The 12254-nt window shown below is 56.8% G+C and carries 12 protein-coding genes and 1 pseudogene; 7 read left to right on the top strand and 6 right to left on the bottom strand.

The window, feature by feature from the left end; translation table 11 throughout:
• The first annotated feature begins 1 nt into the window (after window position 1).
• From ACOTX1_RS20270 to ACOTX1_RS20245, 6 genes are all read left to right on the top strand, one after another.
• Entirely contained in the window at window positions 2-307 is a 306-nt protein-coding gene (locus tag ACOTX1_RS20270) for a DUF883 family protein (RefSeq protein ID WP_003862645.1), read from the top strand.
• Window positions 308-309: 2 nt separating this feature from the next.
• A complete protein-coding gene (locus ACOTX1_RS20265) occupies window positions 310-708 on the top strand; it encodes a phage holin family protein (protein WP_003862647.1) in 399 nt (132 codons plus the stop codon).
• A complete protein-coding gene (locus tag ACOTX1_RS20260) occupies window positions 705-1001 on the top strand; it encodes a YqjK-like family protein (RefSeq protein ID WP_003862649.1) in 297 nt (98 codons plus the stop codon). Before ACOTX1_RS20265 ends, ACOTX1_RS20260 begins: the two co-directional genes overlap by 4 nt.
• A gap of 253 nt (window positions 1002-1254) precedes the next feature.
• Window positions 1255-1647: a DoxX family protein gene (locus ACOTX1_RS20255; protein ID WP_003862651.1), complete on the top strand. Its 393-nt coding sequence runs from the start codon at window positions 1255-1257 to the stop codon at window positions 1645-1647.
• A gap of 72 nt (window positions 1648-1719) precedes the next feature.
• A complete protein-coding gene (locus tag ACOTX1_RS20250) occupies window positions 1720-2706 on the top strand; it encodes a glutathione S-transferase family protein (protein ID WP_003862653.1) in 987 nt (328 codons plus the stop codon).
• 106 nt (window positions 2707-2812) lie between these two features.
• Complete coding sequence (locus ACOTX1_RS20245; RefSeq protein ID WP_000384149.1) at window positions 2813-3178, top strand: DUF805 domain-containing protein; 366 nt, start codon at window positions 2813-2815, stop codon at window positions 3176-3178.
• A gap of 38 nt (window positions 3179-3216) precedes the next feature.
• On the opposite strand, the gene yhaJ is transcribed toward ACOTX1_RS20245, so the two are convergent.
• A complete protein-coding gene (gene yhaJ / locus ACOTX1_RS20240) occupies window positions 3217-4119 on the bottom strand; it encodes a DNA-binding transcriptional regulator YhaJ (RefSeq protein ID WP_003862655.1) in 903 nt (300 codons plus the stop codon).
• 104 nt (window positions 4120-4223) lie between these two features.
• Between yhaJ and ACOTX1_RS20235 the strand changes: the two genes are divergently transcribed.
• Window positions 4224-4925: a pirin family protein gene (locus ACOTX1_RS20235; RefSeq protein WP_003862658.1), complete on the top strand. Its 702-nt coding sequence runs from the start codon at window positions 4224-4226 to the stop codon at window positions 4923-4925.
• A 79-nt stretch (window positions 4926-5004) separates the two neighbouring features.
• On the opposite strand, the gene ACOTX1_RS20230 is transcribed toward ACOTX1_RS20235, so the two are convergent.
• The 5 genes and pseudogenes from ACOTX1_RS20230 to ACOTX1_RS20210 all read right to left on the bottom strand — a co-directional run.
• Window positions 5005-6309, bottom strand: a complete 1305-nt coding sequence (locus tag ACOTX1_RS20230; protein WP_003862660.1) for a serine dehydratase subunit alpha family protein — start codon at window positions 6307-6309, stop codon at window positions 5005-5007.
• A 20-nt stretch (window positions 6310-6329) separates the two neighbouring features.
• Window positions 6330-7661 (bottom strand): amino acid permease, encoded by a 1332-nt coding sequence (locus ACOTX1_RS20225; RefSeq protein ID WP_022649483.1) that lies wholly within the window; start codon window positions 7659-7661, stop codon window positions 6330-6332.
• 274 nt (window positions 7662-7935) lie between these two features.
• Window positions 7936-10230 carry a formate C-acetyltransferase gene (pflB, locus tag ACOTX1_RS20220; protein ID WP_023314890.1) on the bottom strand — a complete coding sequence of 765 codons (2295 nt, stop codon included), beginning with the start codon at window positions 10228-10230 and terminating at the stop codon, window positions 7936-7938.
• 15 nt (window positions 10231-10245) lie between these two features.
• Window positions 10246-11454 carry a propionate kinase gene (gene tdcD, locus ACOTX1_RS20215; RefSeq protein WP_023314891.1) on the bottom strand — a complete coding sequence of 403 codons (1209 nt, stop codon included), beginning with the start codon at window positions 11452-11454 and terminating at the stop codon, window positions 10246-10248.
• 30 nt (window positions 11455-11484) lie between these two features.
• Window positions 11485-12147, bottom strand: a pseudogene (locus tag ACOTX1_RS20210) (threonine/serine transporter TdcC); the annotation flags it as partial.
• Between the last annotated feature and the right edge of the window lie 107 nt (window positions 12148-12254).

Genomic DNA, 12254 nt, shown 5'->3' with positions numbered 1-12254 from the left:
CATGTCAAAAGATACAACTTCAGAAAATCTGCGCGCTGAACTGAAATCCCTGGCGGACACCCTGGAAGAGGTGCTGAACTCTTCTGCCGATAAATCGAAAGAAGAAGTCAGCAAACTGCGCAGCAAAGCGGAGCAGGCACTGAAAGAGAGCCGTTACCGTCTGGGTGAAACCGGTGATGCACTGGCGAAACAGACCCGCGAAGCGGCTGCGCGCGCAGACGAATATGTACGTGATAATCCATGGACGGGTGTGGGTATTGGCGCCGCAGTGGGTGTGGTGCTGGGTGTCCTGCTGACGCGTCGTTGATTATGGAAGATCCACGTCACGCACAAGGGCCTGCTAAAAACGTCCTCGGCATTGGCCAGCGTATTCTTACGACGCTGGTCGGGATTGCCGAAACGCGCGTCCGGCTTGCGGTAGTGGAGCTGGAAGAGGAGAAAGCCAACCTCTTCCAGATGCTGCTCATGCTTGGGCTTACGATGCTCTTTGCCGCGTTTGGTCTGATGAGCCTGATGGTGTTAATCATCTGGGCTATCGATCCACAGTATCGTCTGAACGCGATGATTGCGACTACCGTGGTTCTGCTGGTGGCGGCGCTGATAGGCGGTATCTGGACCCTGCATAAAGCGCGCACGTCGACCTTCCTGCGTCATACGCGCCAGGAGCTGGCCAACGACCGCGCCCTGCTGGAGGATGATAAGTCGTGAGCGACAAAGCCGAACGTCAAAAGCGGAAAGCGTATCTGTTGAGCCAAATCCAGCAGCAGCGACTGGATCTGTCTGCCAGCCGTCGCGACTGGGTTGAAGCCACGCATCGGTTTGACCGCGGCTGGAACACGGTCCTGAGCCTGCGTTCATGGGCGCTGGTCGGCAGCAGCGTGATGGCGATCTGGTCGGTTCGGCATCCTAACATGCTGATCCGCTGGGCACGTCGCGGCTTTGGCGCCTGGAGCGCCTGGCGTCTGGTGAAAACCACGCTGCGACAGCAGCAGTTGCGGTGAAAAAAGCAAAACGGTAACCCTGGTTACCGTTTTTTGTTTTTGCCCCCTCTCCCTGTGGGAGAGGGATGGGGTGAGGGCACCAGCCCGCACGCTCCCTTACTCAATATCTTTGAAGAAGATTAACAGTTTTCCTTGCTAACAATTGCCATCCGCCCCGTTTACACTCCTCTCCATCGACAGCAAAGACGCGGTATCTACCCGAATTTGCACGCAAATAACGTTTAGCCGCTGATGTGGTTTCCTGGAGAGTAAAATGAAAAAATTAGAAGATGTTGGTGTACTGGTAGCGCGTATTCTGATGCCAATTCTGTTCATCACCGCAGGCTGGGGCAAAATTACCGGCTATGCGGGCACTCAGCAGTATATGGAAGCGATGGGCGTGCCGGGGTTCCTGCTGCCACTGACCATTCTGCTTGAGTTCGGCGGCGGCCTGGCAGTGCTGTTCGGTTTCCTGACACGCACCACGGCGCTGTTCACCGCAGGCTTTACCCTGCTGACCGCGTTCATCTTCCACAGCAACTTTGCGGAAGGCGTGAACTCCCTAATGTTCATGAAAAACCTGACCATCGCGGGTGGCTTCCTGCTGCTGGCTATCACGGGCCCGGGCGCCTACAGCATCGACCGTCTTCTGAATAAGAAGTGGTAAGCACGCTATACTGATTACATTCAAAGCGAGGAGACATCTCCTCGCTTTTGCTATCTGACGGAGGAGAAAAAAATGGGACAACTCGTAGACGGCGTCTGGCAGGATGTCTGGTATGACACCAAATCCACCGGTGGACGCTTTAAGCGCTCTGTTTCGGCCTTCCGTAACTGGCTGACCGCCGACGGCGCACCCGGCCCGAGTGGCGAAGGGGGCTTTGCGGCGGAGAAAGATCGTTATCATCTGTATGTTTCTCTCGCCTGTCCGTGGGCGCACCGCACGCTGATTGTGCGCAAACTTAAAGGTCTCGAATCGTTAATTCCGGTTTCGGTGGTCAACCCGCTGATGCTGGAAAACGGCTGGACGTTCGACAGTGACTTCCCTGCCGCGACGGGTGATGAGCTTTATCATCACGATTTCCTGTATCAGCTCTATCTGCGCGCCGATCCGCACTACACCGGACGCGTAACGGTGCCGGTGCTGTGGGACAAGAAAAACCAGACGATCGTCAGCAATGAATCCGCTGAAATCATTCGCATGTTCAATACCGCGTTTGACGCGCACGGCGCCCGCGCCGGGGATTACTACCCGGTTGAGTTGCGCGAGAAAATTGACGAGCTGAACGGCTGGATCTACGACAACGTCAACAACGGCGTCTATAAAGCGGGCTTTGCCACCAGTCAGGAAGCGTACGACGAAGCGGTCGGCAACGTGTTTGGATCCCTGGAGCGCCTGGAGCAGATCCTCGGCCAGCATCGTTATTTAACGGGCGATCGCCTCACTGAAGCAGACATCCGCCTGTGGACGACGCTGATCCGCTTCGATCCGGTGTATGTCACCCACTTCAAGTGCGACAAGCATCGCATCAGCGATTACCTGAACCTGCACGGTTTCCTGCGCGACATCTATCAGATGCCGGGGATTGCAGAGACGGTCAATTTTGACCATATTCGCACCCATTATTTCCGCAGTCATAAGACCATCAACCCAACGGGCATTATCTCCATTGGCCCGTGGCAGGACCTGGATGAACCGCACGGGCGCGACGTGCGTTTCGGATAATTATTTAGGGAATCAATTGATTCCCTTTTTTAATTCACAGCATACATCTATCCTTACCTCGATCGCTTAGAAAACAAGTGATTGACTGATTATGAGGCAAGGAAAAATGGACTGGTATTTAAAGGTACTGCGCAACTATTTTGGTTTTGGTGGCCGTGCCCGCCGTAAAGAGTACTGGATGTTCGTTCTGGTGAACTTCGTCCTGATTATGGTGCTGGGCATTGTGGACAAGATCCTCGGCTGGGAACGCGAGGGGGGTGAAGGCATTCTCACCACCATTTATGGTGTGTTAGTTCTGCTGCCTTCATGGGCCGTACTGTTTCGTCGTCTCCACGACACCGATCGTTCGGCGTGGTGGCTGCTGTTGCTGTTGATCCCGCTTATCGGCTGGATCGTGATTTTGATTTTCAACTGTCAGAGCGGAACGCCGGGCGAAAACCGCTTTGGTCCGGATCCTAAGGCAAGCGCGTAAATTCTGCCCGGTGGCGCTTACGCTTACCGGGCCTACGCTTATTTGTTGTGGTGGGCAAAGAGCTTGGGAATTTCACGCAAACACCACGATTTGGCTTCGCCCATGCTATCGCGACGCCACGCCATAATAATATCCACTTCGCTGGTGTATTCCGGGCTGACGACGCGCAGCCGCCCTTCTGCAATGTCCTTTTCGACAAACGGGTACGGCATAGTCGCCACGCCCAGCCCCGCCAGGAGCGCCTGACGCTTATCTTCCAGCGACGTTACCGTCAGTCGCGGCTGTTTATCCAGCAACTGTACCGTTAACACCGGGCGCTCTCGGGCGGTATCCGCGACCGCCACGCCGCGGTATTTCACGCGCGTGACCTCAGAGAGCGGCTCCGGCTCCTGATGGATAGGGTGATCCGGCGCGGCGACGTAGACGTTCATCACGCTGTAGAGCTTGCGCGAATTGATTTCTGACGATGAGCGGAAATGCATGTCTGGCGCAATCACGATATCCGCCCTGCCCGTCTCAAGACGCTCCCATGCCCCGGCCAGCACCTCGGTGATGATCGACAGCTGGGTATTGGCTTTCGCGGCCAGTCTGTCCACCAGCGGAAACAGCGCTTCGGTGGGCACCAGCGCTTCGGTCACTAACGTCAGATGGGTTTCCCAGCCGCGGGCCAGCGCTTCGGCATCGGTCGTCAGCTTATCCGCCGCTTCCAGCAATACGCGGCCGCGCTCCAGCAGCATCCGCCCAACGTTGGTGAATTTTGTTCGATGACCGGAGCGATCGAAGAGCACAACATCCAGCTCCTCTTCCAGCTTTTGCATGGTGTAGCTCAGCGCAGACGGAACGCGCCCCAGTTCATCTGCCGCCGCGGCAAAACTGCCGCGCCTGTCAATCGCGTCCATGACGCGAAGCGCCTCAAGCGTCAATGCTCTCTCTTTAGCCATCTCGTTCTCATTCAGGAAATTTGAACATACCAGGCAGAATATCTGGCTAACAATGCAGCGTCCATACCTTTACCATTGATTTAGTGTAAAGAGAGGTCAAGTTTATGATTACGACAAGAACAGCGAAACAGTGCGGACAAGCCGATTTCGGTTGGTTGCAGGCCCGCTACACCTTTTCCTTTGGACACTACTTTGACCCTAAACTCCTCGGTTACGCTTCACTGCGTGTATTGAATCAGGAAGTGCTCGCCCCGGGCGCGTCCTTCCAGCCGCGCACGTACCCGAAAGTCGATATCCTGAACCTGATCCTGGAAGGCGAGGCAGAATACCGCGATAGCGAGGGCAATCATGTCCAGGCGAAGGCTGGCGAGGCGCTGTTAATTTCCACGCAGCCAGGTATTAGCTACAGCGAGCATAACCTCAGCAAAGATAAAACGCTGACCCGCATGCAGCTGTGGCTGGATGCCTGTCCGGAGCGGGAAAATCCGCTGGTGCAAAAGATCGATCTGAAGGGCGATCAACAGCAGCTGATTGCCTCGCCGGACGGCAGCAAAGGCAGCTTGCAGTTGCGCCAGCAGGTGTGGCTGCACCATATCGAACTGAAAAAAGGTGAACAGGCGAGCTTCCAGCTTCATGGCCCGCGTGCCTATTTGCAGTCCATTCACGGAACGGTGCATGCGGTCACGCATACGGAAGAGAAAGAAGCGCTCACCTGCGGTGACGGGGCGTTTATTCGTGACGAAGCGAATATCACTCTGGTTGCCGATACGCCGCTGCGCGCGCTGTTGATTGATTTGCCGGTTTAAGATCAACATGCCCCTCGCTCGATCGGTTCCCTCTCCCTATGGGAGAGGGTTAGGGTGAGGGGTAACGGATTGGATTAGATCACAACACCTTACTCGCCATAATCTCAATGATCTGCCGGTCCGTCGCCTGCATTGAGCGGCACGCCAGGGCGCACAGGTTAGAGATCGACTGTTCCACGTCGTGCGCCACAATCCCCTCGTTACCCGTCACCGCAGTATCATCCAGCGCCATCATCACGGCTTTCCAGGCGCTGGTGACGCTGGTCGAGACCTTCATTGCACAGCTGTTAGAAGCCCCATCGCAGATCATCCCGCTCACGTCGCCGATCATACTGCCGATCGCCATGGCAATGGTCTGGTAAGATCCGCCCATCAGCCACGCCATCCCCGCCGCTGCCCCCATTCCGGCGGTTGTCGCCGCGCACAACGCGGACAAGCGCGGAAGCTGGTAATGGATATAGATAGCCGACAGATGCGAGAGCATCAGCGCCCGCGCCAGCCGTTCGTCATCAGCGTGAACGTGCTCAGCCACCACCACTACCGGCATGGTGGCGGTGATGCCCTGATTCCCGGAACCCGAGTTGCTCATCGCTGGCAGCGTCGCGCCTCCCATGCGGGCATCCGAGGCTGCGCTGGTGCGGATAATAATGTCTGAACCCAGATCCTGCGCCATCCAGCCGCGTGCGCGCTGTTTATTGAGCGTCGCGCCAATATGCAGCCCCCAGTTGCCACGCAAACCTTCTCGGGAGAGCGCATCGTTCAGCCGCCCCGCATCGAGGATAAAGCGGATCGCGTCGAACGGCACCTGCTCCACAAACTCAAGGATCTGTGACAGCGTGGTGGTCGAGAGTACCGCCAGCGGATCGTCGTTGTTCTGGCTCTGACGATCGTCAAGCCTGAAGCACGTTTCGCCCTGACAAACTACCTCCACCACGCGAGTGTGCCCGCCAGCGATGGTCACCATCGCCGAGGATTCACCGGCGTAAACGCAGGCGCGTGAATAGAGGATCTCATCGCACGGCTCCTGCAATTTTACCTGCACCAGACCCGCGTTCAGCAATGCTTTGGCGCGCGTTAGCGCCTCGGCCGACGCGTCTTTCAACACCTCCAGCCCGGCGTGTGCATTACCGCCTGTCGCCCCCAGCGCGGCCGCGATGGGTAAACCGACCATACCGGTGCCGGGCACCGTTACGCCAAGCCCGTTTTTCATCAGGTTCGGCGATACCCACGCCTCGATACGCGTTACCTCACCGGAAAGCTGTCCGGCAGCCATCGCACACGCCAGCGCCAGCGAGACGGGTTCGGTACAGCCCAGCGCAGGCTTTACCTCTTCCTGCACGGCGCGAATAAAATGGTTCCATAAAGGATTAATTTGCTCAGACATCGTTACGACCTTATTTAACCTCATGAGAAGGCGAGGAAAGGAGAAACACAAAGCAGCAGCCCGGTAATTACGATAATTACCAGCGATACGCCTTTATATTTATGAAGTGCGGGCACTTTGTAGACCAGCCACGCCGGAATTAAGCAGCCCACCATCCCGAAAATAGGGCTACAGATGGAGGTGAAGCTCAGCACCGGCGCGTTTAATACAATCGCGCTCCAGGCCAGCAGGATGGCGAACAGCATAATTCCGCGCTGGACGGCATTTTCATTGATTTTTTCCGCCGGCATTTTGCGGCGCAGGATGTTCATCACGATGCCCTGCGTCGCCTCACGAAAGCCGAGATAGACGCCAAAGAACGCGGTCATCACGGCGAAAATGTTGAGGATCACGCTGACGATTTTGACCCAGCCCGCACCGTCACCGCTGATGAACTGTGCTGCGATTGCCAGGGCGGAAATATTCTGCTCGTAGGCTTTTACCGCCTCGTCGTGCCCCATCGCCAGCGTGAAGGAGACCGCGTAGAAAAAGACCGTCACAAACAGCACGCCAAAGGCGATATTCATTGCCCGCAGCGCTTTATGACGCGCCACCTCTACGGATTTTTCCCGTGAACGATAGGAAATCACCATCGGGCTTAAAGTCTGAATAAACAGAATGGAGGTTAAGGTGAAAGGCAGCGTAATAATGGCGTTTTTAATCAGCAGCCCCATCGGCGGCAGCATACCGACGTTGGCTAAATGCCAGAGGCCAATCATCGAAAGACCCAGCGCCGCCACTACAAATAATTTGGTCAGCACCATCAGGCTGGAGACTTTAAACAGCAGTTTTTCACCGCGCGACGAGATAGCGACCAGAATGCAGATCAGGAATAAGCCATAGAACGGATTTTCCGACAGCAAACCGTCGGTTACGCCGAAGGTGTGCAAATAGGAGGCGCTGTCGTTGGTGATAGCCGTGGAATAGACAAACATCCAGATCACCAGCATCACGAAATATAGCGCACCCAATAAGATGCCCCAGTTTTTACCTAAATAACCGCTAATGACGCTCGGGTAATCTTTGCATTCCGGTGATTCCGCCAGCGTATTAATAAACAGGCGCTGGAACAGGTACATAGCCGGATAACCAATTATCGACGAGAGTAAAAACACCCACAGCCCCATTAACCCGACCTGCACCGGAAGAAAAACGATGCCCGCGCCGATAGCCATCCCGATACTCATGATGACCCAGCCCGTATCGGTGCTGTCAAATTTGATCGCCTCTCGCCATTCGCTTTCGCTCATTCCCGCCCGCCTTGCCGCAGGGGAATCACTCACAATCACACTGCTGTTTGTTGCCATATTCATTGGGCACTCGCTTATTTTGTAGGGTAACTGGTTGTTTTTATAAGATTCCGATCGCCAGCGATTGCGAGTCAGAAGGTGCAGGTGTGAGTTATTGATATGGGGAGATCATATCCGGAGAGCTGGAGAAAAAAGTCACAAGTTTTATAGGGATTTCATAAGGCACGAGGAAAATATTACTTCTGAACAGCAGAAAAGAGAGTGAGTTTTCTAAAATCGACCGAGTTCACAAAATTAAAAGCCTCCTCATTAGAGGAGGCTGAAGATGGAGCATGCATTACATCGCCTGCGTAAACGTCCTCGAAATCACATCCTGCTGCTGCTCGCGCGTCAGAGCATTAAACCGCACCGCATAGCCTGAAACGCGGATCGTCAGGTTCGGATAGTTCTCCGGATGGGCGATGGCATCCAGCAGCATCTCCCTGTTCATCACGTTGACGTTCAGGTGCTGACCGCCCTCAATGGTCGCTTCGTGGTGGAAGTATCCGTCCAGCAGCCCGACAAGGTTGGTTTTGCGCACCGGCTCGTCCTTGCCCAGTGCCTGCGGCACGATGGAGAAGGTGTAGGAAATCCCGTCTTTGGCATAGGTGAACGGCAGCTTGGCGACCGAGGTTAACGACGCCACCGCCCCTTTTCTGTCGCGCCCGTGCATCGGGTTGGCGCCAGGCGCAAACGGCGTGCCGCCGCGACGTCCGTCCGGCGTGTTGCCGGTCTTCTGGCCGTAAACCACATTGGAGGTGATGGTCAGGATCGACTGCGTCGGTACCGCGTTGCGGTACGTCGGCAGCGCCTGGATTTTCTTCATAAAGCGCTCAACCAGATCGCAGGCGATACTGTCCACGCGATCGTCGTTGTTGCCGTACTGCGGATAGTCGCCTTCGATGATGAAATCGACCGCCAGACCAGTGTGGTCGCGTACCGGTTTTACCGTGGCGTATTTGATGGCCGACAGGGAATCCGCCGCCACCGACAGCCCGGCAATGCCGCAGGCCATGGTGCGGTAGACGTCCCGGTCGTGCAGCGCCATCAGCGAGGCTTCGTAGCTGTATTTATCATGCATATAGTGAATGAGATTCAGCGCGCTGATGTACTGTACCGCCAGCCAGTCCATGAAGTGATCGAGGCTCGCCATTACGGTGTCGTAATCCAGTACCTCATCCAGCAGCGGCTCGGTTTTCGGACCGACCTGGATCTTCAGCTTCTCATCCACCCCGCCGTTGATTGCGTACAGCAGCGTTTTCGCAAGGTTGGCGCGTGCGCCGAAGAACTGCATCTGCTTGCCGATCACCATCGGGCTGACGCAGCAGGCAATGGCGTAGTCGTCGCTGTTGAAGTCGGTGCGCATCAGATCGTCGTTCTCGTATTGCAGCGAGGAGGTGACGATCGACACCTGCGCGGCGTATTTCTTGAACGCGATCGGCAGTTTTTCGGACCAGAGGATCGTCAGGTTTGGCTCCGGCGCAGGCCCCATGGTGTGCAGGGTATGCAGGTAGCGGAAGCTGTTTTTAGTCACCAGCGTGCGCCCGTCCAGCCCCATGCCGCCAATCACTTCCGTGGCCCAGATCGGATCGCCGGAGAAGAGCGTGTCGAACTCCGGCGTGCGCAGGAAGCGCACCATGCGGATCTTCATGATGAAGTGGTCGATCAGCTCCTGGGCCTGCACCTCATTCAGCCGCCCAGCCTGCATGTCGCGTTCAATGTAGATATCGAGGAACGAGGCCGTGCGCCCCAGCGACATCGCCCCGCCGTTCTGGGATTTCACTGCGGCAAGGTAGGCAAAGTAGACCCACTGCACCGCTTCCTGGGCGTTCATCGCCGGACGTGATATATCAAACCCATAGTTCGCCGCCATCTGCTGGATCTGCAGCAGCGCGCGCTTGTGCTCCGCCAGCTCCTCGCGCAGGCGGATCGTGGCCTCCAGTTCTTCTCCGCGCTCCAGTTTCCCCTGGAGATCGGCGAACTGAAGTTCACGCTCGCGCACCAGATAGCTGATGCCGTACAGCGCCACGCGGCGGTAGTCGCCGATGATGCGTCCGCGTCCGTAGCCGTCCGGCAGACCGGTCAGCACCCCCGATTTGCGGCAGCGCATCATCTCCGGGGAGTAAACGTCAAACACGCCCTGGTTGTGGGTTTTGCGCAGGTCGGTAAAGAGATATTCAAACTGCGGATCCATCTCGCGACCGTAGGCTTCGAACGAGCTGCGGATCATGTTGATCCCGCCGTACGGATGCAGGGCGCGCTTGAGCGGCTTGTCGGTTTGCAGGCCGACGATCGTCTCCAGCTCCTGATCAATATAGCCCGGCCCGTGCGCGGTAATGGTAGTGGCGATGTTGGTGTCGAAATCCACCGGAGCGTGGGTGGCATTCTCCTGACGAATGCCGACCATCACCTTCTGCCACAGCGCCGTCGTTGCTGGCGTCGCCTGCGCGAGGAAAGCTTCATCGCCTTCATAAGGGGTGTAGTTATGCTGAATAAAATCGCGCACGTTGATGGCGTTTTTCCATTCTTCACCACGAAACCCGGCCCATGCGTCGCTGTAAGGCGCGACGCCCGTATCGATTGTTACTTTCATCAGATTCTCGCTTTATCAGGCGTAAGCCGCAGCCGGAGTAACCTTCCCAAGACGGAGGGCGTCCAGCGCGATCATTTTTTCTTCATTGGTAGGGATCACCGCGCAGGCCGCGCGGGACGACTCGGTGGAGATCACGCGCTCGCCCGCGCTGCCCGGCAGGGCATTTTTGGACTCGTCGAGGGTGATGCCAAACACCTTCAGATGCTCCGCCACCAGCGCGCGGATAAGCACGGAGTTCTCACCGATCCCGCCGGTAAACACCACGCCATCCAGACGGTGCAGGGACGCGGCATGACCGGCGATATGCCGCGCAATCCGGTGGACAAAGGTCTTTATTGCCAGCCGCGCCCGCTCGTTGCCGTCATGCCAGGCTTTCTCCAGCGCGCGCAAATCGGAGGAGATACCGGAGATCCCCAGCAGCCCGGACTCTTTGTTGACCACGCGCTCCAGATCCTCGAACGACTGGCCGGTCTGCCGGGCAATCCACGCCATCGCGCCAAAATCCACGTCTCCGCAGCGCGTGCCCATCACCAGTCCTTCAAGCGGCGTCATCCCCATGGACGTGTCCACGCTTACGCCGTTACGCACCGCGCAGATGGACGCCCCGTTGCCGAGATGGGCAATTACCAGGCCGCTGTCATCGGGAGAGAGCCCGAAAAGCGCGTGCGCCTGCGCCGACACATAGCGGTGAGAGGTGCCATGGAAACCGTAGCGGCGCACGCCCAGCTCTTCAAAATAGCGGTACGGCAAGCCGTACAGATACGCCTGCGGCGGCATGGTCTGGTGGAAGCTGGTATCAAATACCGCCACCTGCTGCACGCCGGGGAACAGGCGCTCGGCGGCTTCCACGCCGCTCAGGTTGGCGTAGTTATGCAGCGGCGCCAGCGGGGAGACCTGGCGGATCTGCGCCATCACCTCTTCCGTGATCAGGGTCGACTCGCTGAAGAGGTCACCGCCGTGGGCAATGCGATGGCCAATCAAAGCCACGCTGCCCATCAGGTTGCGTTTCTCCAGCTCAAGGGCGATGGCGGCCAGCGCCCCTTCGTAGTCCTGGTGAGCCAGTCTGACCGGCTCACCCCCATTCACGGAAATAAAGGCTTTTTCTGTGTTGATGCCGTCCGCAATGCCCGTCATCAGGGCATCGCAGCTTGCGGCGTCCAGCACCGAGAACTTAACAGAGGACGATCCGCAGTTAATGACCAGTACTACCGGAAACTCAATCATGGTATGGCTCCGCTCTTCCTGAGCTTTGGTTTAAAACAGTTTGTACACGATGTTCAGAATGGTCAGCAGACCGACCACGGTTACGAAGATGTTCTCGGTCCGGCCTTTGTATTTCGCCAGCGCCGGTGCCTTGCGGATGGCGTACATCGGCAGCAGGCACAGCAGAGAGGCGATAATTGGCGCGCCCATGGCTTCAATGAGGTCCAGAATGTTCGGGTTGGCGTAGGCCACAATCCAGGTGGAGCCCATGATGAAGACCATGCTGATGGTGTTCAGCTTGCCGACGGAGACGTTCTTCTTGTCGCCCTTGTAGCCGAACTTGATGATCAGGCCGTTCAGCCCCTCCAGCGTGCCCAGATAGTGGCCGAAGAAGGATTTAAAGATAGCGACCAGCGCGATGATGGACGCGCCGTACTCCAGCACGGTGGCGAACGTGGATTTACTGCCTGACATCGACGCAAAGTGGTTCGCCAGGTAAGAGAGCACCGGAATGTTCTGCGCTTTGGCGTCCGCCATGTTCTGCGGAGAGAGCGTAAACAGGCAGCTAAAGGCGAAGAACATCACCACCGCCACCATCAGCAGGCTGGCGCGACCAATGATTTTGGAACATTTCTGCTCGGTAAACTCTTTCCCGAACTCTGGTTCGTACTCTTCGCGTTTGGAGACCACAAACGAGGAGACGATAGGCGAGAAGGGCTTTGTTGAATAAATCAGATTTCGGGTAAGTCTCCCCCGTAGCGGGTTGTGTTTTCAGGCAATACGCACGCTTTCAGGCATACCTGCTTTCGTCATTTTGTTCA

The organism is Enterobacter cloacae complex sp. IR5401 (assembly GCF_049238425.1).
Taxonomy (GTDB): Bacteria; Pseudomonadota; Gammaproteobacteria; order Enterobacterales; family Enterobacteriaceae; genus Enterobacter; species Enterobacter hormaechei_C.
Note: the sequence above shows the minus strand (reverse complement) of the source record. Positions and strands in the feature narration are given on the sequence as shown.

Excerpts from the sequence above, each read along its gene's own strand:
- ACOTX1_RS20250 (WP_003862653.1), top strand. The coding sequence starts at position 1,720 with ATGGGACAACTCGTAGACGGCGTCTGGCAGGATGTCTGGTATGACACC.
- tdcD (WP_023314891.1), bottom strand. The coding sequence starts at position 11,454 with ATGATTGAGTTTCCGGTAGTACTGGTCATTAACTGCGGATCGTCCTCT.
- ACOTX1_RS20245 (WP_000384149.1), top strand. The coding sequence starts at position 2,813 with ATGGACTGGTATTTAAAGGTACTGCGCAACTATTTTGGTTTTGGTGGC.
- ACOTX1_RS20270 (WP_003862645.1), top strand. The coding sequence starts at position 2 with ATGTCAAAAGATACAACTTCAGAAAATCTGCGCGCTGAACTGAAATCC.
- ACOTX1_RS20235 (WP_003862658.1), top strand. The coding sequence starts at position 4,224 with ATGATTACGACAAGAACAGCGAAACAGTGCGGACAAGCCGATTTCGGT.
- pflB (WP_023314890.1), bottom strand. The coding sequence starts at position 10,230 with ATGAAAGTAACAATCGATACGGGCGTCGCGCCTTACAGCGACGCATGG.
- ACOTX1_RS20230 (WP_003862660.1), bottom strand. The coding sequence starts at position 6,309 with ATGTCTGAGCAAATTAATCCTTTATGGAACCATTTTATTCGCGCCGTG.
- ACOTX1_RS20225 (WP_022649483.1), bottom strand. The coding sequence starts at position 7,661 with ATGAATATGGCAACAAACAGCAGTGTGATTGTGAGTGATTCCCCTGCG.
- ACOTX1_RS20255 (WP_003862651.1), top strand. The coding sequence starts at position 1,255 with ATGAAAAAATTAGAAGATGTTGGTGTACTGGTAGCGCGTATTCTGATG.
- yhaJ (WP_003862655.1), bottom strand. The coding sequence starts at position 4,119 with ATGGCTAAAGAGAGAGCATTGACGCTTGAGGCGCTTCGCGTCATGGAC.
- ACOTX1_RS20265 (WP_003862647.1), top strand. The coding sequence starts at position 310 with ATGGAAGATCCACGTCACGCACAAGGGCCTGCTAAAAACGTCCTCGGC.